Below are 19603 nucleotides of genomic sequence, written 5' to 3' on the forward strand. Positions count from 1 at the left end.
CCGACACCAGTCTTCTTATCGTGTTGGCTGCGGCAGGCCGCCGGCCTCGCGATCGGGTGAGGCTACCTGCTCGTCCCGTGCACCGCATCGACCGGGCGATTCCGCCGTTGCACCACCTTACTGGGAAGAAAGTAGACGGTGAGCTGGTTCGGATAGAACCTGATACGTCCGGGTTCCTCCGGTATGAGCCTACGTGCGGTGCACTCTGACTGCTCGTCGCGGCTCTGTTACCGCTTCGGCCCCGGTGCCCCGAACCCGAAGCCGCCCCGGGTCGGCAGGGTGGCGCAGATCACCCCGCCGACCGCGCCGAGGAAGAGGTAGGCGTACGAGGTGAAGCCCGCGGAGAGGATGAAGTCTCCCTTGGGGCGAGGGCTCATCAGCACCATCAGCATCAGGAACCAGCCCCCCAGCGGCACTCCGGCGCCCAGCTTGGTGCCGGTGAGCCGGAGCCCGCCGTAGAAGAGGGCCAGGCAGGCGGCCACCGCCAGCAGCATCCCGAAGGGCTGCCAGAGCGCCTGCACGAAGCAGCCGCAGAGCGAGACCACCAGGCCGAGCAGGAAGAGGAACACGTACGCCACGATCCGTCCGGTGCGTGACGGCTGAGGCTCGGCCAGTCGCTCGGCCTGGGTGCCGAGCACCTTGGCGGGGAGGCCGCGCCAGGCGGGTGCGCCCTTCGGGGGAGTGGTCATCGGAGGGACTCCGCGTTCGCCGGGGTGGGGTTGGGATCGGCTGCCTGCCGCCTTGAAGCGACCGGCTCCGCCACGTCGAGGCCGGCGAAGAGATCGGTCTCGGGCAGCCGGCCACCCGGTTCACCGCGGACCAGCTGGTAGTACTCGGTCGTCACGACCGGCTGCGCCAGGTGGTTGCTGAGGGCGAAGAACTCGCCGTTCACGGCGATCTGGGTGCGGTGCGCCCGCAGCGCGGCCGTCTTCGCCGCCGCGTGGGCGGTGCCGTCGAACACGGTGGTGACCAGCTCGTCGTCCACCACGCCCGGGATGTCCGAGACCTGGGCCACCCCGGGGAAGGGCCGCCGGGCGGCGGCCTCGGCCAGGCCCCGGTCGATCACCGAGCGCGGCATCCGGTTCCAGTAGACCTTGGCGATCCGCCAGGCCGCGCCCAGCTCGGCCCGCCAGGCCGGGTCGGCCGCCAGCTCGTACGCCCGCATGGCGACCCGGTGCGCCTTGATGTGGTCGGGGTGGCCGTAGCCGCCGTTCTCGTCGTACGTCACCAGCACCTGGGGCCGCACCTCCCGGATCACCGCGACCAGGTGGCCGGCGGCCTCGTCCAGGTCGGCCTGCCAGAAGCAGCCGGGGACGTCGTTCTCGGGCACGCCCATCATCCCGGAGTCCCGGTAGCGCCCGGGGCCGCCGAGGAAGCGGAAGTCGGCGACGCCGACCGCGCGCATCGCCTCGGTCAGCTCGCCGATCCGGTACCGGCCCAGGGTGTCCTCGCGGTCGGCCGTCAGGTGGGCCAGCTCGGGCGGGATCACCTCGCCCCCCTCGCCGAGGGTGCAGGTCACCAGGGTGACCGCGGCTCCTTCGGCGGCGTACCGCGCCATCGTGGCGCCGTTGCCGATCGACTCGTCGTCGGGGTGGGCGTGCACCAGCAGCAGGCGCCGGGGCGGCCGGTCGGTGGCAGAGGTCATGGACAGCAGCCTATCGACCGGGGCCGGGACGACGGTGCCCGGCGCCCGGCGGTTACCGGATCCGGGGGCACCGGGCCGCTCCCGCGCTCCGCCGCGACCTAGACCGACCGGCAGTAGGGCCCGTGGCGTCGCGTGCCGATAGCTCTCTCCCTCCTTGCCCGCCATCGGGCGGGGGTACCCCCGGCCGAAGGCTGGGGGCGAGGGGCCCTCGGACGCACATCCCTCGTCGCGCGCAGCGCCGCCGCGCTCTCCTCACGATGCACGCCCAGACTCGGCTCTCGACCCTCCCCCAGCCTTCGGCCGGGGGGACCCCCTTCTTGATCCACGCTCCCTATCGTCGGTCGGTCCTAGAGCTTCAGGCCATTGAGCATCCCTGCCAGGTTGCTGGTCACCGCCTGGATCGACGGGGCGATCGAGCTGGACGCGAGGTAGAAGCCGAGCAGCGCACAGATGATCGCGTGCGCCAGCTTCAGCCCCGATCGGCGGATCAGGACCACCACGATGACCAGCATCAGCATGGCCGCGGAGATGGACAAAGCCATGTCGGCTCACACCCTTTCTCGGGTGCGCCGCCCTCCCCGAGGGCGGCGGTCGGGACGTGCGGGACGAGCTCTCGACCCGGCCGGGCGCAGGGTGCGGGCACACCTGGACGCCACGGTTCCGAATCGACCAGTCAAGGAATACCCGATCAGTAAGGCTTGCATTACTCTCCGTGAGGCGGCAGGGTCGGGGCACGGAAGCGTCCGCAGGGCGCAGGGCCCGGTGAGAAGGGGTGTCGGGGCCGCGCGGAGTCAGTTGGGGGCGCTGCGCCGAACGGGTGATCCCCGCGTCGGGCAGGCCGTATGGTTCGGTGCCATGACCACCGACACAACTGCGGACACCTTCCCCCGGCAGCATGCGCGGACCCTGCGCTACACCGTCGGCGCGCCCCGGGCCTTCACCGTCGCACCCGACGGCTCCCGGGTCCTCTTCCTGCGCTCCAGGTCCGGCAGCGACCGCGCCAACCTGCTCTGGGCGCTCGACACCGCCACCGGTGAGGAGCGGATCGTCGCCGACCCCGTCGCCCTGCTCGGCGGCGGCGAGGAGAACCTCTCGGCCGAGGAGAAGGCCCGCCGCGAGCGCAGCCGCGAGGGTGCGGCCGGGATCGTCGGTTACGCCCTGGACGGCGCCGGTGCGCTGGCGGCCTTCGCCCTCTCCGGACGTCTGTTCACCGCCGACCCGGCCACCGGGGAGAGTCGCGAACTTCCGGCCGTAGGACCGCTGTTGGACCCGCGGCCGGCGCCCGACGGCAGCTGTGTCGCCTATGCGACCGCCTCCGGCCAGCTGCGGATCAGCCGCACCGACGGCAGCGGGGACCGCGCCCTCGCCGAGCCGGAGCGAGACGGAATCACCTGGGGCCAGGCCGAGTTCATCGCCCAGGAGGAGATGGACCGCGACCGCGGCTACTGGTGGTCCCCCGACAGCGACCGGCTGCTGGTGGCCCGCGTCGACGACGCGCCCGTCCGCCACTGGTGGATCGCCGACCCGGCCAACCCCGCCAGCACCCCCGCCGAGATCGCCTACCCGGCGGCCGGCACGCCCAACGCCGAGGTCGGTCTCTGGCTGATCGGCCTGGACGGCTCGCGCACCGAGGTGCGCTGGGACCGCGAGGCCTTCCCCTACCTGGCCCGGGTGCACTGGTCGGCGGGCGGCGCGCCGCTGCTGCTGGTCCAGGCCCGCGACCAGCGCAGCCAGCAGATCCGCAGCGTCGACCTCGCCACCGGCGAGAGCGGACTGCTGGTCGAGGAGCGGGACCAGGCCTGGCTGGAGCTCTTCTCCGGCGTCCCCGCCTGGACTCCCGACGGCCGGCTGGTGCGGATCTCCGACGAGAGCGGCGCCCGCGCCCTGGTGGTAGGCGACCGTACCGTCACCGGCGACGAGCTGCACCTGCGCTCGGTGGTCTCGGTCGACGCGGACGGCGTGCTCTTCAGCGCCTCCGCCGGTGTGGTCGACGCGGTCCTGGAGCCCGGTGCGATCGGCGCGTTCGGCATCGCCCCCGAGGACGGCGCACAGCCCGTCGCGCTCGGCGAGGCCGGTGTGGTGGCGGCGGTCCGGGCGGGCGGGGTGACCGTACTGTCCTCGGCCGACCCGGCCTGGGCCGGAGCCAGGGTCGAGGTGCTGCGCGAGGGCAAGGTGATCGCCACCGTCGCCTCCCACGCGGAGGCCCCGCTGCTCACCGCCCGGCCGCACTTCACGCTCGCGGGCGAGCGGCGCATCCCGTGCGCGGTCTTCCTGCCCACCGGCTACGACCGCGAGCGGGACGGCCTGCTGCCCGTACTGATGGACCCGTACGGCGGACCGCACGGCCAGCGGGTGATCCGCTCCCACAACCCGCACCTGACCTCGCAGTGGTTCGCCGACCAGGGCTTCGCCGTGGTCGTCGCGGACGGGCGCGGCGCCCCGGGCAACAGCCCGGCCTGGGAGAAGTCCGTCGCCTTCGACTTCGCCGGGGTCACCCTGGACGACCAGGTGGCCGCGGTGCAGGCGCTGGCCGGCGAGTACCCGCTCGACCTCGGCCGGGTCGGCATCCGCGGCTGGTCGTACGGCGGCTACCTCTCCGCGCTCGCCGTACTGCGCCGCCCGGACGTGTTCCACGCGGCCGTGGCCGGCGCTCCGGTGACGGACTGGCAGCTCTACGACACCCACTACACCGAGCGCTACCTCGGCGACCCCGCCGAGCGGCCCGAGGTGTACGCGGCCAACTCGCTGATCGGGGACGCGGCCCGGCTCGAGCGCCCGCTGCTGATCGTGCACGGCCTCGCCGACGACAACGTGGTGGCCGCGCACACGCTGCGGCTCTCCTCCGCGCTGCTCGCCGCCGGACGTCCGCACAGCGTCCTGCCGCTCTCCGGGGTCACCCACATGACCCCGCAGGAGCAGGTCGCGGAGAACCTGCTGCTGCTCCAGGTCGACTTCCTGAAGAACGCGCTGGCGCACTGACGGGGCCACCCCGCCCCGGGCCCGAGGGCCGGGTCTTCGGGCGAGGGTGAGCGGCACAGGGGCGCGGGGCCCGACCGGAGTCCCGCGCCCCTGGCATGACATCCGTCATACCGAGGACACGACGGTGCACACTGCCGGGGCACCCCCCGGTCGCGGGAGCCTGAACAGGTCAGGCGAACGGGAAAGGTGTGGGACGGATGAGTGCGGTCATGGCGGGGCTTCGAACGGACGGGGAGGTGGCCGCCTTCCGCGACGTGAGCAAGAGCTACGGCCGGGTCAGGGCGGTGAACGGCCTCGACCTGGTGCTGCGGCCCGGTGAGACGGTGGCTCTGCTCGGGCCGAACGGGGCCGGGAAGTCGAGCAGTCTGGACCTGCTGCTCGGCCTGCGCGAGCCGGACCGGGGCACTGTCTCGCTGTTCGGCGGCACCCCCCGCGCCGCGATCGAGGCCGGCCGGGTCGGCGCGATGCTGCAGAGCGGCGGCCTGATGGGCGACGTCAAGGTCCGCGAACTGGTCAGGTTCGCCTGCGACATCCACCCGCGCGGACACCGGCCGGCCGAGGTGATGGAGAACGCGGGCATCACCGAGCTGGCCGACCGCCGGGCGGACAAGCTCTCCGGCGGCCAGGAGCAGCGGGTGCGCTTCGCCCTCGCGATCGCCGGCGCCAACGACCTGATCGTGCTGGACGAGCCGACCACCGGCATGGACGTCTCGGTCCGGCAGCAGTTCTGGGCGACCATGCGGGCCCAGGCCGACGCCGGCCGCACCGTCCTGTTCGCCACCCACTACCTGGAGGAGGCCGACTCGATCGCCGACCGGGTGCTGGTGCTGCACCGGGGGCGGCTGATCGCCGACGGCACCTCGGCGGAGATCAAGGCCAAGGCCGGCGCCCGCCGGATCGCCTTCGAGCTGCACCCCGGCGACCCGCGGGCCGAGGAATCGCTGCTGCGCACCCTGCCGGGCGTGGTGAGCCTGGACGTCACCGGCCGCTCGGACGGCGTCCGGACGGTGCGGATCCGCAGCACGGACGCCGACGCGTCGGTCGCCGCCGTCTACCGGGCCGGGCTCTACCCGCACGGCCTCGAAGTCACCAGTCTCGGCCTGGAGCAGGCCTTCCTGACCATCACCGGCGAGCAAGACGCCGCCGCCGACGACCTTGCCGCCGAGGAGGGCGGGCGATGACCACCCTGATCCAGCTGGAGATCATGCGCACCCTGCGCAACAAGCGGTACCTGATGTTCAGCCTGCTCTACCCGGGCCTGCTGTACCTGTTCTTCATCAGCGCGTACCACGGCGGGAACGTGGCGGGCGGCACCCCCGCGAAGTCGTACTTCATGGTCTCGATGGCGACCTTCGGCGCGGTCGGCGCAGTGCTCGGCAACAGCGCCCAGCGGATCTCGCTGGAGCGCAAGAGCGGCTGGATACGGCAGCTGCGGCTGACCGCGCTGCCGGGGCGGGCATACACCATCGCCAAGATCGCGTCCTGCGCGGTGACCACGCTGCCCGCGATCGCGGTGGTCTTCGCGATCGGCGCGGTCGAGGGGGTCGAGCTGTCGGCGGCCAGGTGGGCCGGGCTCGGGCTGGCGCTCTGGCTCGGCAGCTTCGTCTTCGCGGCACTGGGCGTGGCGCTCGGCTACGCCGCGGCGCCGGACTCGGTGCAGCCGATCGTCATGATCACCTACATGCTGATGGCGGTCTTCGGCGGCACCTGGTTCCCGGTGAGCGGCTCGCTGAAGAACGTCGCCCGGTTCGACCCGGTGTACATGTACAACCAACTGGCCGCCTTCATCCAGCCCGGGCACTCGGTGGACACCGCCGCGGTGGGCGGACTGGCCGGCTTCCTGGTGGTCTTCGTCGCCGCCGCGGCCCATCTGTACCGCAGGGACACCAAACAGGCATGATGTCCGCCATGTCCAACACCGCACTGCCCCCCAGCCCCGCCGATTCCGGGGAGGAGGGGCAGCGCGGGTCCTACGGCAACATTCCCGGGGCCGAGGTGGAGACCCGGCGCCAGCTGGTGGTCAAGCTGGCCTGGATGTCGCTGTGGATGATCTACCTGGTCTACCCGGTCAAGGACCTGGTCACCCGGCACGGCCCGGCCGCGACGGCGGCCGGGGCGCTGGCCCTGGCGGCGTTCCTGGGCGTCTACGTGGCCCTGGTCGCGATCCGCTCCTCCCGGCCGGACTCCTGGCGCGGCAGCGTCCGGCTGGTCGGGGTCATGCTGCTGCTGGCGGTGGTCACCTCCGTCGGGCTCGGCCAGCCCTGGCTCACCCTCTTCACCTACTGCTCGGTCTGCGTGGCGGCGGTGCTGCCGCCGAGGCTGGCGCCGCGCGGGGTCGCCGGGACCACGGGGCTGACGCTGGCGGTGGGGCTGCTGATCCACGCGGACACCGACACCATGGCCTCGGTCGTCCTGCCCTGCTTCCTGGGCGGCCTGGCGATGACCGGTCTGCAGCGGCTGGTCGCCACCATGCGCGAGCTGCGCGAGGCCCGGGCCACGGTGGCCCATCTGGCCGCCGCGGAGGAGCGGCTGCGCCTCGCCCGCGACCTGCACGACCTGCTCGGCCACTCGCTCTCGCTGATCACGCTGAAGAGCGAACTGGCCGGGCGCTTCATGGACTCCGACAAGCCGGAGCAGGCCCGGGCACAGGTCGCCGACATCGAGAAGGTCGCCCGGCAGTCGCTGATCGACGTCCGGGAGGCGGTCGGCGGCTACCGCCGTCCCACCCTGCCGGTCGAGCTGGCCGCCGCCCGCACCGCCCTGACCACCGCCCAGATCACCCTGGAGGCCCACCCCTCGGTGGCCGGGGAGCACCCGGGACTCGGCACCGAGGAGGCCGGAGCGCTCGCCTGGGCCCTGCGCGAGGCCGTCACCAACATCGTCCGGCACGCCTCCGAGGCCACCGTCTGCACCGTCACCATGGACGAGACCTGGGAGGGCGAGGGCGAGCGCTACGCCGTCCTGGAGATCACCGACAACGGGCGCGGTGCCGGCAAGTCGCTTCCGGGCAACGGGCTCTCGGGCCTGCGGGAGCGCCTCGCCCTGGTCGACGGCCGCCTGGAGACCGGGTCGGGCCCGCGCGGAAAGGGCTTCCGGCTGCGGGCGCTGGTGCCGGCCCGCACCGTCACGAGCGTCGGCGGGCCGGAGCACCCGGAGGCGAGCGGGAAGGCCGCATCTCCCGAGCCGAAGGGTGCGCCGGTGCCGTAAGGGAGGAGGGAGCGCGGGAGCGACGAGTGTCGGCGCCGACCTTGCCGGTCAGCGGCTCCGCCGCGGGGAGCGCCCGGAGGCGAGCGGAAGGGTCACAGCGGCCGGTAGTGTGCCCCGGTGATCAGAGTGCTGCTGGCCGAGGACCAGGGAATGGTGCGGGAGGCGCTCGCCGCGCTGCTCGGCCTCGAGGGGGACATCGACGTCGTCGCGCAGGTCGCGCGGGGCGACGAGGTCGTGGACGCGGTCGAGGCGCATGACGTCGAAGTGGCCGTTCTGGACATCGAGATGCCCGGGATGACCGGGATCGACGCGGCCGCGGAGGTACGGCGCCGCCGGCCCGGGACGAGGGTCGTGATCGCGACCACCTTCGGGCGTCCCGGCTACCTGCGCCGCGCCATGGAGGCCGGGGCGGACGCCTTCCTGGTGAAGGACGCCCCCGCGGCCGAACTGGCCGAGGCGATCCGGCGGGTGCTGCGCGGTGAGCGGGTGATCGACCCGGCACTGGCCGCCGCCGCCCTGGCCGAGGGCGCCAATCCGCTGACCGCCCGCGAGCGCGACGTCCTCGCGGCGGCGGCCGACGGTGCGGTCAACGCGGACATCGCCAGGCGGCTGCACCTCTCGGAGGGCACCGTACGCAACTACCTGTCCATGGCCATCCAGAAGACCGCGGCCCGCAACCGCGCGGAGGCCGTCCGGGTGGCCAAGGACAAGGGCTGGCTGTAACGCCCTTCCGGCGCCGGTGTTCGCACGGGCGCCGGTCACGCGGCGGCGGCCGGGCACGGCCCCGGCGGTCGTCGACCGGGGCCGGGCGCTGCTCAGTTGAGGCGGTGACGGGCGGCGCGGGCCTCGTGGCGGACGCGCTCGGCGGATTCCGGGTCGAAGGTGTCCAGGATCTCCGCGTAGGCGTCCATCTCGGCGGCACCGGCCAGGAAGTGGCCGGTGCGGACAAGGAGTTCGGCCCGTTCCAGGCGCAGGCTGGCCGGGTGGCGGGGGAGCAGCAGGGCCAGCTCGGTGGCCCAGAGCTGGGTGCGGGCGTGCTCGGGGCGGTCCGAGGCCCAGCTGCGGATGTTGCCGAGCACCCGCAGTACGGTGTCCAACGGCTGTGCGGGGGTGAGGAGTTCCGGCGAGAACGGGTGGCCGGTGGCGGCGACCAGCTGGTCGACGTCCTCCAGGTCGAGCAGCCGCCCGCCGTGGAAGGGGTCGGCGAGCACGTACTCGTCGCCGCCCGCGGGGCCGCCCACGGCGACGATGAAGTGCCCTGGCAGGGCGATCCCGTGGACGGTGAGGCCGACCCGGTCGGCGACCGCGCACCAGACCATCGAGAGCATGATCGGCAGTCCGCGCCGCCGCCGCAGCACGTCCGGCAGCAGCGAGGACTCCAGCCGCCGGTAGTCCGAGGGGCGGCCGTGGAAGCGCTCCCGTCCGCCGAGCACGGCGGCGAGCAGCGCGGCGGTCTCCTCCGGGCTGGCCGGGGCCCGCTCGGCCACCGCCTGCCGCACCGTCGTCGCATGCCGGTCGAGCGCGACCCGGCAGGCCGTCAGCAGCTCGTCCAGGGTGGTGGGCTCGTCCGGGGCGGCCAGGGTGTGCTCGGCGGCCGCCAGCAGGCAGAGCAGCACCGGATCGGGGTGCTCTGACCTGGCCTCGGCACGGAAACGTGTTCTGCTCTGCTCGGTCAACAGAAGCCTTCGTCGGTCCGGGGGTCGGTACTGCCTCGGGGGCCGGTCCTACCGCTGGGGAAGCTGGGCGTAGTGGTAAGTGTGACTCGTCCGGAAGCCGAGCTGGTCGTAGAGGGCGATCGCGCCGGTGTTCTCCGCCTCCACCTGGAGGCAGGCGCCACTCGCGCCCTCCTCGGCGGCCCGTGCGGCGAGCACCGCCATCACGGTGGTGGCGAGACCGGTGCGGCGCGCGTACGGGGCGACCTCGATCGCGCTGAAGCAGGCCCACGGGCCGTCGACCGCGCAGCGGCCGATCGCCAGCGGGCTCTCGGGGCCGGGGACGGTCGCGAACCAGACCGAGGGCCCGCCGTGCAGGACCTGGACCGCGGCCCGCTCCAGCCCGGCGTCGGTGCCGACCCGGCGGTACTGGGAGAGCCACTCGGGCCCGGCGGTACGCGAGAGCCGCACCCGGTCGTGGCCGGTGCCCAGCCGGGTGAGCGGGGCCAGCGGCGCGGTGCGGACCAGGGTGGGGGCGTACCGGGCGCTCAGCCGGTCGAGCTCGGCGACGAGCTCCTCGGACGAGCCGGGGGTGGTCACCTCGACGTACGCGGGGAGGCCGCGCTCCCGGTACCAGTCCTGGACGGCGGTCAGCGCCCCGGGCAGCGGGAGTCCCGGATCGCCCAGCGCCTGGACCGAGTTGGCCCGCCGGGTGAACCCGGACGCGGCCCGCAGGGTCCACTCGCCGAGCGCCTGCCGCTCCACCGCGGGCCAGCCGCGTGCCGCGATCCGCTGGAGTGCCACCGGGTCGGCCTCGGGCGTCCGGGCCGAGGTGCGGGCCGGGAAGAGCGGTACCGTCTTGCCCGCGACCAGCAGTTTCTCGGGGAACGAGACCGGCCGACCGTCACGTGGGACGACGGTCAGTCCATGATCGTCCCAGGATTCGAGCACGCCGATCACATCGCGGAACACGGGACGGCCCTCCGCGAACTCCGCCAGGCGCCGGACGGAGACCCGTCGTCCCACGTCAGAGCGGTCTATCCGGACCTCTGGACGGGCCTCGACCGGACCTTGACCTGTCATGTGGGGCACCTCCTGTGCATTTGCGGGCTCTGACCCGCGATACTAGGGCGGGCATCGACGACACCGCGCTCACCCGCGCACGCGAGCAAGAGCAAACAGTTTGGGGCGCCAGCCCTTCCGAGGAGGAACGTAAGCGTGACCTACGTCATCGCGCAGCCTTGTGTCGACGTCAAGGACAAGGCGTGCATCGAGGAGTGCCCGGTCGACTGCATCTACGAGGGCCAGCGCTCTCTGTACATCCACCCGGATGAGTGCGTCGACTGCGGTGCGTGTGAGCCGGTCTGCCCGGTCGAGGCGATCTTCTACGAGGACGACACTCCGGAGGAGTGGAAGGACTACTACAAGGCGAACGTCGAGTTCTTCGACGACCTCGGCTCGCCGGGTGGCGCCTCGAAGCTCGGCCTGATCGAGAAGGACCACCCGTTCATCGCGGCGCTTCCGCCGCAGGGCGAAGAGTGAGCAACTGAGTGAGCACTTCTGACACTCCGCACGCGCCGCTCCCGGGTCATCCGGGGGCGGCGCGCCGCGTCTCCGACCTGCTGCCGGTCTTCCCCTGGGACAGGCTGGAGCCGTACAAGCGCACCGCCCTGGCGCACCCCGGCGGGCTCTGCGACTTCTCCGTCGGTACTCCGGTGGACCCGGTGCCCGAGGTGATCCGGAAGGCGCTGGCCGCCCACTCCGACACCCCCGGCTACCCGACCGTCTGGGGTCCGCTGGAGCTGCGCCGGGCGATCGCGGGCTGGCTGAACCGCCGGGTCGGTGCCGAGATCGGGCCCGACGCGGTCCTGCCGACCATCGGCTCCAAGGAACTGGTCGCCTGGCTGCCGACCCAGCTGGGCCTCGGCCCCGGCGACCAGGTGGCGTACCCGCGGCTCGCCTACCCCACCTACGAGGTCGGCGCCCGGCTCTGCGGCGCCGAGCCGGTCGAGTACGACGACGTGGCCGAGCTCGACCCCGCGCGGGTCCGGCTGCTCTGGCTGAACTCGCCCTCCAACCCGACCGGTCGGGTGCTCTCCAGGGACGAACTGCGCCGCGCGGTGGCGTGGGCGCGCGAGCACCGGGTGCTGCTGGTCAGCGACGAGTGCTACCTGGAGCTCGGCTGGGAGGCCGACCCGGCCTCGGTGCTCGACCAGGAGGTGTGCCGGGGCGACCACGAGGGCCTGCTGGCGGTGCACTCGCTCTCCAAGCGCTCCAACCTGGCGGGTTACCGGTCCTCGTTCATCGCCGGCGACCCGGTGGTGATCAAGGAGCTGCTGGGGATCCGCAAGCACAGCGGCATGATCGTGCCCGCCCCGGTGCAGGCGGCCACCGTCGCGGCCCTCGCGGACGACGCGCACGTGGCCGAGCAGAGGGCCAGGTACGCGGAGCGCCGTGCGGCCCTGCGGAACGCTCTGGAGGCGTACGGCTTCCGGATAGAGCACTCCGAGGCGAGCCTCTACCTGTGGGCCACCCAGGACCGTCCGTGCTGGGAGACCGTGGCCGAGCTGGCCGAGCTGGGCATCCTGGTGGCGCCCGGTGACTTCTACGGGCCGTCCGGCGGACAGTTCGTGCGGGTGGCCTTCACGGCGACCGACGAGCGGGTGCGGGCTGCGGTGGAGCGGTTGACGCGCTGACGGCGCGTCCGGGGGGCGGTGTCCGATGTCCGGCCGCGCGCGAACGGCCGGCTGCCTCCGTGGAGGGCCGGCCGCCCGCGCGGTCCGTCGGACCCGACCCCGCGCCCCTGCCGGATGACCGGCAGGGGCGCCGGATCAGCGGCCGAGGCCGCCGAGGAGGTGGGCGACCGGGCTGAGGCCGAGGGCGTCGAGCGGGTTGCCGCTGCCGAGGTCGGGCACGCCGCCGAGGCGGTGGATGCCGGCGTGGTCGCCCAGCTGGTCGAGGGTGCCGTTGAGCGGTACGGCCTTGGTGACGCCGCCGGGGAGCCTGTCGGTCACGGCGTCGGTGTCGGGCACGCCGCCGGTGGGCAGGGCGCTGGCGACCGTGGTGCCACCGGGCACCGCCTGGGTCAGGTGCTCCAGCTCGGCGGAGGCGCCGCGGGTGCTGGGCATGCTGCGCGGCAGCGCGGGCAGGGCCTTGGCGGCCTCCGGGGCCAGCCGCTCGGTGAGGGCGGGGACGGCCTTGCCGGCGACCCTGGTGAGCGCGCCGGTGACGGCGGTGGTCCTGGCGGCCTGACCGGCGACCTTGCCGAGGGAGTGGTCGGCGTTCGGCAGGGTCTTGGCGACGGTCTTGCCGGCGGCGTCCGCGGTGGCCGGGACGCCCGCCTGGACGGCGGCCGCGCCGGTGGTGCCGAGGGCCTCGCCGAACTCGTGGGTAGCTCCCTGCACCGTGGCGGACGAGTCCGGGGCGTCCAGCTGGGTCAGCCCGGCCCCCAGGTCGGTCGTCGGGGGCACCAGGTCGGCGGCGGAGGCGGACCCGGCCCCGACCAGAGGTGCCGCACCGGCCGCGACGAGCAGCGCGGCCTGGGCGATCCGGCGCGTGAGGGGGAGAGACATGGTGCTCCTAAGTGGTGAGTTCCTACCGTCCGGCGAACGGACGACGTGAATACCGCTGGAGGAGCGAGAAGGTTTCGGGCCGTACGGGTCAAGCGTTCTCAAAGATCGGACGATCGTTTTTGGGGCAATCCGGACGGATCGGCCAAGAGGCGGATCCCTGCGGAAACGTCACATCCCTTGTGGCGCAAAGGGACCTTGACCGAGGACCGGTGTCAGTCCGGAACGGGTGGCGTCACACCGCGGACGTCCACCGGGGTTGACCGGAATCACCCGTTCGGCGGTAACCCGGTCAACCCCGGCTCGACGGCCGTCAGCTCTTGGCCGGGGCGCCCAGGGTGACCAGCACCCGGTCGGTCGAGGGGGCGGTGGTGCTCGCCTTCCAGCCGTCGTTCGGCCGGTCCACCCGCCAGATCCTGCCGTCGTACGCCACCGCGCCGATGCCCAGCTGCTGCGAGTGGGCCACCGACCACTGCGCCACGGCCCAGCCGCTCTGCCGCAGCGCGTCCGGCCCGGAGTCGGTGCTCGCGGCCGGCTGCGGGGTGAGCGCGATCACCGTGCGCGGGTCGTTGTCGGCCTTGGCCGCGGGTGCCGCGGAGACCGTCTTGCCGAACTCGCGGCGGACCCGTGCGCTGACGTCCAGCGGCTGGGCGGAGTCGGTGGCCGTGGGGGACTGCGAGGGGACGGTCAGGTCGTCCACCACGCAGCTGAGCGCGGCCGACTCGCGGCCGGTGAGCACCGAGGCGACCAGTGTGGCGTTGCTCTCGTGCTTGGCGTACGCCTGCGGGTAGCCGCTGCGCTGCACCTGCTGGGCCGCGTCGGTGAGCGGCATCCGGGCGTAGCCGGGGATCTTCACCAGGACGTCGAGGAACTTGTTGGTGGCATACACCGGGTCCATGATCTGGTCCACCGTGCCCCAGCCCTGGGACGGCCGCTGCTGGAACAGGCCGACCGAATCCCGGTCCCCGCCGGGGATGTTGTGCAGCTTGGACTCCTGCATCGCGGTGGCCAGCGCGATGGTGACGGCGCGTTCGGGCAGGCCGCGGGAGATCGCCACCGAGGCGATGGTCGCGGCGTTGGCCGCCTGCGAGAGGTCGAGCGTGCCCTTGCCCGAAGCGGTGTTTATCGTGCAGCCCTCCGGCGGCGCGATCAGCCGGTCCCGGTTGAGGTAGACCACCACGCCCGCCAGCACGGCGAGCGCCAGCAGACCGATGAGCACCCGGCGCCCCGGCCGCCGTCGGCGGCCGACCGCCTCGCCGTCCTGCTCGCCCGCTGCCATGTCGGTCACCGTTTCCCCTCTCGCCTCGCGTCTCTTGCGCTCGCACACCGTACCCACTCGGACGGCTGTACGGGCACGCCGGTTGCGCGGGGGCCCGGAAACGAGGCCCTGACGAGGCCCGCCAACGTGGCCGACGCCACGTCCGGCCGACTGGAACGGAGCGTGCGGGGCTACGCTAGGCGTCCATGAGCAGCCCTCACACGCCTCTGGACCTGACCCTCGACGGTGGCGCACTGACCGCCAGGCTCGTCGACTTCCCCTCCGTCAGCGGAGACGAGCAGGCGCTCGCCGACGCGGTCGAGAGCGCACTGCGGGCCCACTCCCACCTCACCGTGGACCGGTTCGGCAACAACGTCGTCGCCCGCACCAACCTCGGCCGGGCCGAACGCGTGCTGCTGGCAGGCCACTTGGACACCGTGCCGATCGCCGACAACCTGCCCTCGCGCATCGAGGGCGACCTGCTCTACGGCTGCGGAACCTCGGACATGAAGTCAGGAGTCGCGGTCCAGCTGCGACTCGCCGCCACGCTCACCGAACCCGGCCACGACCTCACCTTCGTCTTCTACGACTGCGAGGAGATCGAGGCCTCCCGCAACGGCCTCGGCCACCTGGCCAAGGCGCACCCCGACTGGCTGAAGGCCGACTTCGCGGTGCTGATGGAGCCCAGCGGCGGCATGGTCGAGGGCGGCTGCCAGGGCACCCTGCGCGCCCAGATCAGGCTGACCGGCACCCGGGCCCACTCCGCGCGCAGCTGGCTCGGCGACAACGCCATCCACCACGCCGCCGAGGTGCTCGGCCGGCTCGCCGCCTACGAGCCGCAGCGGGTGGTGATCGACGGCCTGGAGTACCGCGAGGGCCTCAACGCGGTCCGGATCGACGGCGGGGTGGCCGGCAACGTCATCCCCGACGAGTGCGTGGTCACCGTCAACTTCCGCTACGCGCCCAACCGCAGCACCGAGGACGCCGAGGCACACGTCCGCGAGGTCTTCGACGGGTTCGAGGTCACCGTCACCGACCACGCCCCGGGCGCCCTGCCCGGCCTCTCCCAGCCCGCGGCCCAGGCCTTCCTGGCGGCGACCGGCGGCCAGGCCCGGGCCAAGTTCGGCTGGACCGACGTGGCCAGGTTCAGCGCGCTCGGCGTGCCCGCGGTCAACTACGGCCCGGGTGACCCGAACCTGGCGCACAAGCGCGACGAGCACTGCTCGCTCAGCGCGATCGCCGAGTGCGAGGAGCGGCTGCGGGCCTGGCTGGGCTGAGCGGTGTCCGGCCGGTCCCGGCCGGGTGCCCTGCCGCGCGGCGCACTCGGCCGGGACCGGGTCCGTCAACCTCGATGCCGCCCTGCGTTCCCCCTCCGTTCCCCGCAAAGCCACAGCGGCGGGCGTAGGGTTTCGCCATGACAGGCACTGGAGAGGAAAAGCGCTACGGGCACGGTCCGGAGCGGACCGGCGCGCCCACGCGGAAGAAGGCCTGGCCGGAGAAGCAGAAGGGCCCGGTGCTGCTGCGCCGCGACCAGGTCGAGACCGGCACCACGGACCAGCGCTTGCTGGACACCACCGGACCGACCGACTGGCTGCACACCGATCCGTGGCGGGTCTGGCGGATCACCTCCGAGTTCGTCGAGGGCTTCGGCGCGCTGGCCGAACTCCCGGCGGCGGTCAGCGTGTTCGGCTCGGCCCGCACGCCCGTGGACTCGCCCGAGTACGCGGCGGGCGTGGCGATCGGGCGGGCGCTGGCGCAGGCCGGGTACGCGGTGATCACCGGCGGCGGGCCCGGCGCGATGGAGGCCGCCAACCGGGGCGCCTCGGAGGCGGGCGGACTGAGCGTCGGCCTCGGCATCGAGCTGCCCTTCGAGCAGGGGCTCAACGAGTTCGTCGATCTCGGGCTGAACTTCCGGTACTTCTTCGTCCGCAAGACGATGTTCGTGAAGTACGCGCAGGGCTTCGTGGTGCTGCCGGGCGGACTGGGCACGCTGGACGAGCTCTTCGAGGCGCTGACCCTGGTGCAGACCAAGAAGGTGACCAGGTTCCCGGTGATCCTCTTCGGCAGCGCCTACTGGGGCGGGCTGGTCGAGTGGCTGAGGAACACCCTGGTCGCCGAGAAGAAGGCGTCCCCGCAGGACCTGGAGCTGTTCCACGTCACCGACGACGTGGACGAGGTCCTGGAGATCCTGGCGGAGAGCCGCCGCCCCAACGGGGACATCTGACCCCGCCGCCGGGGCCCGCGCCTCCTCGGGGCGGGAAGCGATCCCCGGCCCCCGCGCCCTCGGGGGTTCCCCGGCCCCGCGTGCTACGCCAGTCCGCGGCGGGCCACCGCCGGGGGCCGGACGCCGCGGATCGAGGCGACCATGTCGAGTACCTGGCGGGTCTCCGCGACCTGGTGCACCCGGTAGACCTGGGCGCCCAGCCAGGCCGAGACGGCGGTGGTCGCCAGGGTGCCCAGCAGCCGTTCGTCGACCGGCCGGTCCAGGGTCTCGCCCACGAAGTCCTTGTTGGAGAGCGAGACCAGCACCGGGAAGCCGGTCGCGGTCATCTCCGGCAGCCGGCGGGTGGCCTCCAGCGAGTGCCGGGTGTTCTTGCCGAAGTCATGGCCCGGGTCGATGATCAGCCGGTCCTTGCGCACACCCAGCTCCAGGGCCCGCTCGGCCAGCCCGACGGTGACCTTCAGGATGTCCGCCATCACGTCCGCGTACCCGATCCGGTGCGGCCGGGTACGCGGCTTCGCACCGCCGGCGTGAGTGCAGACCAGGCCCACGTCGTGGCGGGCGGCGACCTCGGCCAGCTTCGGGTCGGCCCCGCCCCAGGCGTCGTTGAGCAGGTCGGCGCCGACCTCGCAGACCGCCTCGCCGACCTCGTGCCGCCAGGTGTCCACACTGATCACGGCCTCGGGGTGGCGCTTGCGCAGCTCGGCCACGAAGGGCACGGTACGGCGCAGCTCCTCCTCGACCGTGACCTCCTCGCCGGGGCCCGCCTTGACCCCGCCGATGTCCAGGATCGCCGCGCCCTCCGCCATCGCGCGGTCGGCGGCGGAGAAGGCGGCCTCGTCGGCGAAGGTGGCACCGCGGTCGAAGAAGGAGTCAGGGGTCCGGTTGACGATCGCCATGATCACCAGCTCGTGCTCGCCGAACTCACGTGGCCCAAGGCGCAGTACCACCGGTATCTCCTCCACAGCTCGCCCGGGTGCGATGATGGGCCCCGGCCTACCTCAGGGACCATGATCCCACCTGTTTCCAAGGCCGGCTCGGAGTGTGGAGGACAGCTCGTGTTCTGGGTGATCGTGGCGGCGATGGCCGTGGTGGTCGGCGGCGCTGCCCTGGTGGCGCTCGGAGGCGGCGGTGGTCTGCCGGAGGCGGTGCCGGACCGTATCTCCGCCCGGCTCCCGCAGGACCGTCCGCTCAGCCGCCACGACGTGGACGAGATCCGGCTCCCGATGGCCCTGCGCGGCTACCGGATGGACGAAGTGGACGACGTGCTCGACCGCCTCGGCGCCGAACTCGCCTACCGCGACTCCCGGATCGCCGAACTGGAGGCCGCGGTGGCCTCGGCCGCGGCCCCGGCCTCGCCGGAGGGCGCCGGCCCCGAGGACGGGAAGCCGCTGCCCGGTGCGGAGGCCTCCGCCGGGGAGGCCGGCGCCGGGACCGCCGACGCGAAGGGCACCGACGCCGGGACGGCCGACGCCGGGACGGCCGACGCCGGCACCGCCGACGCGAAGGGCGCCGAGACGAAGGGCGCCGAGACCGCCGGAGATGCCGCCGCCGACGGGGAGGGCGAGAAGTGACCGGCGCCGTACCCGGTCCCGACGGCCTGCTGCGGTGTGCCTGGGGCCTGTCCACCGACGACTACCTCGAGTACCACGACACCGAGTGGGGCCGGCCGGTGCACGGCGACGACGCCCTGTTCGAGCGGATCTCGTTGGAGGCGTTCCAGTCCGGGCTGTCCTGGATCACCATCCTGCGCCGCCGGGAGGGCTTCCGGTCGGCCTTCGCCGGGTTCCGGGCCGCCGAGGTGGCGGAGTTCGGGCCCGCCGACGTCGAGCGGCTGCTCCAGGACGAGGGCATCATCCGCAACCGGGCCAAGATCGAGGCGACGCTGGCCAACGCCAGGGCCGCACTGGCCCTGGGCGCGGGCGGTCTGGACGAGCTGATCTGGCGTCATGCCGGCGACCCGGACCGGCCGGCCCCCCGTAGTCACGAAGAGGTGCCGGCCGTCACGCCCGAGTCCACGGCGCTGGCCAAGGAACTCAAGAAGAACGGCTTCCGCTTCGTCGGACCGACCACGGCCTACGCCCTGATGCAGGCCTGCGGCCTGGTCAACGACCACCTCGCCGACTGCTGCGCGCGGTCGGGCCGTTAGAGCCGGTCCGGCAGAACCGTGCGGCGGGGTCGAGGAAGCGCGCGGCTTCGCGACGGGCCGGCCGCGCGGTTCCTCGGGTCCTCGGGCGTCACCGTCCCAGGAAGACCGGCTTCTCCTTGGCGAGGAAGGCGTTCACCGCGATCCGGTGGTCCTCGCTGGCCCCCGCCAGGGTCTGCAACTCGTCCTCCTTGTCGAGCAGTTCGCTCAGGGAGTGCGAAGCCCCGTACGCCAGCGACTCCTTGACGGCGCCGTATGCGACCGTCGGCCCCTCGGCCAGTCGCTTGGCGAACTCCCTTGCGGTGTCGCGGAGTTCGGCGGCCGGTACGACCTGGGTGGCCAGGCCGAGCCGGAGTGCCTCCTCCGCCTTCACGGTCCGCGGCAGCATCAGCAGCTCGGTGGCCCGGGCGTGCCCGACCAGCCGGGGCAGGGTCCAGGAGGCACCCGAGTCGGCGGTCAGCGCGACCCCGGCGAAGGAGGTGTTGAACCCGGCGGTGTCGGAGACGATGCGGAAGTCGCAGGCGAAGGCCAGCGAGGCGCCCGCGCCGGCCGCCACCCCGCCGACCGCCGCGACGGTCGGCTTGCGCATCCCGGCCAGTGCGCGCAGCAGCGGGTTGTAGTGCTCGGCGACGGTGCGCAGGGCGCCCTCCCCGGTCTCCTCCTGGCGCTTGAGCAGGCCGACGTGCTCCTTGAGGTCCTGCCCGACGCAGAACGCCCGGTCGCCGGCGCCGGTGAGCAGCACGGCGCGGACCGCGCCGTCCTCGGCCGCCGCGGTGACCGTGTCGCGAAGCGCCACCTTGGTGGCCACGTCCAGCGCGTTCATCGCGTCCGGACGGTTGATGGTGATGACGGCGAGGCCGCCGTCGAGCTCGTACAGCACGGAGTCGGACATCGGCGAGGTCTCCCCGGGTCTCAGGTGGTGGGAC

20 protein-coding genes are annotated in these 19603 nt (G+C 73.2%); 11 read left to right on the plus strand and 9 right to left on the minus strand.

The genetic code is table 11. The features are described from left to right. Positions 1 to 227 precede the first annotated feature (227 nt). The 3 genes from ACSMTC_RS22970 to ACSMTC_RS22980 form a co-directional block, all read right to left on the minus strand. Positions 228 to 689: a DUF6113 family protein gene (locus tag ACSMTC_RS22970; protein WP_436561596.1), complete on the minus strand. Its 462-nt coding sequence runs from the start codon at positions 687 to 689 to the stop codon at positions 228 to 230. Beyond that, the gene (gene mshB / locus ACSMTC_RS22975) at positions 686 to 1645 is read right to left on the minus strand and encodes an N-acetyl-1-D-myo-inositol-2-amino-2-deoxy-alpha-D-glucopyranoside deacetylase (protein WP_436561597.1); all 960 of its coding nucleotides are present in this window, start codon (positions 1643 to 1645) and stop codon (positions 686 to 688) included. Before mshB ends, ACSMTC_RS22970 begins: the two co-directional genes overlap by 4 nt. A 347-nt stretch (positions 1646 to 1992) precedes the next feature. Then, positions 1993 to 2187, minus strand: coding sequence for a DUF2304 domain-containing protein (locus ACSMTC_RS22980; RefSeq protein ID WP_436561598.1), 195 nt, complete (start codon positions 2185 to 2187; stop codon positions 1993 to 1995). A gap of 313 nt (positions 2188 to 2500) precedes the next feature. On the opposite strand from ACSMTC_RS22980, the gene ACSMTC_RS22985 reads away from it, so the two are divergent. The 5 genes from ACSMTC_RS22985 to ACSMTC_RS23005 all read left to right on the plus strand — a co-directional run bounded on the left by ACSMTC_RS22985 (position 2501) and on the right by ACSMTC_RS23005 (position 8554). Continuing rightward, positions 2501 to 4624 (plus strand): S9 family peptidase, encoded by a 2124-nt coding sequence (locus tag ACSMTC_RS22985; protein WP_436561599.1) that lies wholly within the window; start codon positions 2501 to 2503, stop codon positions 4622 to 4624. Positions 4625 to 4821: 197 nt separating this feature from the next. Further along, positions 4822 to 5805, plus strand: coding sequence for an ABC transporter ATP-binding protein (locus tag ACSMTC_RS22990; RefSeq protein WP_436561600.1), 984 nt, complete (start codon positions 4822 to 4824; stop codon positions 5803 to 5805). Next, positions 5802 to 6524 (plus strand): ABC transporter permease, encoded by a 723-nt coding sequence (locus ACSMTC_RS22995; protein ID WP_436561601.1) that lies wholly within the window; start codon positions 5802 to 5804, stop codon positions 6522 to 6524. Before ACSMTC_RS22990 ends, ACSMTC_RS22995 begins: the two co-directional genes overlap by 4 nt. An 8-nt stretch (positions 6525 to 6532) precedes the next feature. After that, positions 6533 to 7831: a sensor histidine kinase gene (locus tag ACSMTC_RS23000; RefSeq protein WP_436561602.1), complete on the plus strand. Its 1299-nt coding sequence runs from the start codon at positions 6533 to 6535 to the stop codon at positions 7829 to 7831. A gap of 117 nt (positions 7832 to 7948) precedes the next feature. Further along, positions 7949 to 8554, plus strand: a complete 606-nt coding sequence (locus ACSMTC_RS23005; RefSeq protein WP_436561603.1) for a response regulator — start codon at positions 7949 to 7951, stop codon at positions 8552 to 8554. A 92-nt stretch (positions 8555 to 8646) separates the two neighbouring features. Here ACSMTC_RS23005 and ACSMTC_RS23010 read toward each other — a convergent pair whose 3' ends face one another. Together ACSMTC_RS23010 and ACSMTC_RS23015 are read right to left on the minus strand one after the other, a co-directional pair. Beyond that, positions 8647 to 9507, minus strand: a complete 861-nt coding sequence (locus tag ACSMTC_RS23010; RefSeq protein WP_436561604.1) for a SirB1 family protein — start codon at positions 9505 to 9507, stop codon at positions 8647 to 8649. 48 nt (positions 9508 to 9555) lie between these two features. Beyond that, positions 9556 to 10566 (minus strand): GNAT family N-acetyltransferase, encoded by a 1011-nt coding sequence (locus tag ACSMTC_RS23015; protein WP_436561605.1) that lies wholly within the window; start codon positions 10564 to 10566, stop codon positions 9556 to 9558. Positions 10567 to 10701: 135 nt separating this feature from the next. Here ACSMTC_RS23015 and fdxA point away from each other — a divergent pair, with 135 nt between their 5' ends. Both fdxA and dapC read left to right on the plus strand, forming a co-directional pair. Then, entirely contained in the window at positions 10702 to 11025 is a 324-nt protein-coding gene (gene fdxA, locus ACSMTC_RS23020) for a ferredoxin (RefSeq protein WP_344638379.1), read from the plus strand. A gap of 8 nt (positions 11026 to 11033) precedes the next feature. Further along, positions 11034 to 12179, plus strand: coding sequence for a succinyldiaminopimelate transaminase (dapC, locus tag ACSMTC_RS23025; protein WP_436561606.1), 1146 nt, complete (start codon positions 11034 to 11036; stop codon positions 12177 to 12179). A 135-nt stretch (positions 12180 to 12314) separates the two neighbouring features. Here dapC and ACSMTC_RS23030 read toward each other — a convergent pair whose 3' ends face one another. Further along, a complete protein-coding gene (locus ACSMTC_RS23030) occupies positions 12315 to 13055 on the minus strand; it encodes a hypothetical protein (protein ID WP_436561607.1) in 741 nt (246 codons plus the stop codon). Between the two features lie 310 nt (positions 13056 to 13365). Further along, the gene (locus ACSMTC_RS23035; protein ID WP_436564778.1) at positions 13366 to 14331 is read right to left on the minus strand and encodes a VldE C-terminal domain-containing protein; all 966 of its coding nucleotides are present in this window, start codon (positions 14329 to 14331) and stop codon (positions 13366 to 13368) included. 185 nt (positions 14332 to 14516) lie between these two features. Here ACSMTC_RS23035 and dapE point away from each other — a divergent pair, with 185 nt between their 5' ends. Beyond that, positions 14517 to 15587, plus strand: coding sequence for a succinyl-diaminopimelate desuccinylase (dapE, locus tag ACSMTC_RS23040; RefSeq protein WP_436561608.1), 1071 nt, complete (start codon positions 14517 to 14519; stop codon positions 15585 to 15587). Positions 15588 to 15724: 137 nt separating this feature from the next. Further along, positions 15725 to 16534 (plus strand): LOG family protein, encoded by an 810-nt coding sequence (locus ACSMTC_RS23045; RefSeq protein WP_436561609.1) that lies wholly within the window; start codon positions 15725 to 15727, stop codon positions 16532 to 16534. 83 nt (positions 16535 to 16617) lie between these two features. Here the strand turns inward: ACSMTC_RS23045 and folP are convergent, their stop codons facing one another. Beyond that, positions 16618 to 17430, minus strand: coding sequence for a dihydropteroate synthase (gene folP / locus ACSMTC_RS23050; RefSeq protein WP_436564779.1), 813 nt, complete (start codon positions 17428 to 17430; stop codon positions 16618 to 16620). Between the two features lie 159 nt (positions 17431 to 17589). Here folP and ACSMTC_RS23055 point away from each other — a divergent pair, with 159 nt between their 5' ends. Both ACSMTC_RS23055 and ACSMTC_RS23060 read left to right on the plus strand, forming a co-directional pair. Then, positions 17590 to 18105, plus strand: coding sequence for a DivIVA domain-containing protein (locus ACSMTC_RS23055; protein WP_436561610.1), 516 nt, complete (start codon positions 17590 to 17592; stop codon positions 18103 to 18105). Then, positions 18102 to 18680, plus strand: coding sequence for a DNA-3-methyladenine glycosylase I (locus tag ACSMTC_RS23060; RefSeq protein WP_436561611.1), 579 nt, complete (start codon positions 18102 to 18104; stop codon positions 18678 to 18680). Before ACSMTC_RS23055 ends, ACSMTC_RS23060 begins: the two co-directional genes overlap by 4 nt. 88 nt (positions 18681 to 18768) lie before the next feature. Here the strand turns inward: ACSMTC_RS23060 and ACSMTC_RS23065 are convergent, their stop codons facing one another. Then, positions 18769 to 19569 (minus strand): enoyl-CoA hydratase/isomerase family protein, encoded by an 801-nt coding sequence (locus ACSMTC_RS23065; RefSeq protein ID WP_436561612.1) that lies wholly within the window; start codon positions 19567 to 19569, stop codon positions 18769 to 18771. Positions 19570 to 19603 lie beyond the last annotated feature (34 nt).

The organism is Kitasatospora sp. HPM-01-4 (assembly GCF_051374625.1).
GTDB lineage: Bacteria > Actinomycetota > Actinomycetes > Streptomycetales > Streptomycetaceae > Kitasatospora.

What these genes read in the sequence shown, in the direction of transcription:
- ACSMTC_RS22995 (WP_436561601.1), top strand. Translation starts at nt 5,802, where the DNA reads ATGACCACCCTGATCCAGCTGGAGATCATGCGCACCCTGCGCAACAAG.
- ACSMTC_RS23035 (WP_436564778.1), bottom strand. Translation starts at nt 14,331, where the DNA reads ATGGCAGCGGGCGAGCAGGACGGCGAGGCGGTCGGCCGCCGACGGCGG.
- ACSMTC_RS22985 (WP_436561599.1), top strand. Translation starts at nt 2,501, where the DNA reads ATGACCACCGACACAACTGCGGACACCTTCCCCCGGCAGCATGCGCGG.
- mshB (WP_436561597.1), bottom strand. Translation starts at nt 1,645, where the DNA reads ATGACCTCTGCCACCGACCGGCCGCCCCGGCGCCTGCTGCTGGTGCAC.
- ACSMTC_RS22980 (WP_436561598.1), bottom strand. Translation starts at nt 2,187, where the DNA reads ATGGCTTTGTCCATCTCCGCGGCCATGCTGATGCTGGTCATCGTGGTG.
- ACSMTC_RS23015 (WP_436561605.1), bottom strand. Translation starts at nt 10,566, where the DNA reads ATGACAGGTCAAGGTCCGGTCGAGGCCCGTCCAGAGGTCCGGATAGAC.
- ACSMTC_RS23065 (WP_436561612.1), bottom strand. Translation starts at nt 19,569, where the DNA reads ATGTCCGACTCCGTGCTGTACGAGCTCGACGGCGGCCTCGCCGTCATC.
- dapE (WP_436561608.1), top strand. Translation starts at nt 14,517, where the DNA reads ATGAGCAGCCCTCACACGCCTCTGGACCTGACCCTCGACGGTGGCGCA.
- folP (WP_436564779.1), bottom strand. Translation starts at nt 17,430, where the DNA reads ATGGCGATCGTCAACCGGACCCCTGACTCCTTCTTCGACCGCGGTGCC.
- ACSMTC_RS22990 (WP_436561600.1), top strand. Translation starts at nt 4,822, where the DNA reads ATGAGTGCGGTCATGGCGGGGCTTCGAACGGACGGGGAGGTGGCCGCC.
- ACSMTC_RS23000 (WP_436561602.1), top strand. Translation starts at nt 6,533, where the DNA reads ATGTCCAACACCGCACTGCCCCCCAGCCCCGCCGATTCCGGGGAGGAG.
- ACSMTC_RS23045 (WP_436561609.1), top strand. Translation starts at nt 15,725, where the DNA reads ATGACAGGCACTGGAGAGGAAAAGCGCTACGGGCACGGTCCGGAGCGG.
- ACSMTC_RS22970 (WP_436561596.1), bottom strand. Translation starts at nt 689, where the DNA reads ATGACCACTCCCCCGAAGGGCGCACCCGCCTGGCGCGGCCTCCCCGCC.
- ACSMTC_RS23030 (WP_436561607.1), bottom strand. Translation starts at nt 13,055, where the DNA reads ATGTCTCTCCCCCTCACGCGCCGGATCGCCCAGGCCGCGCTGCTCGTC.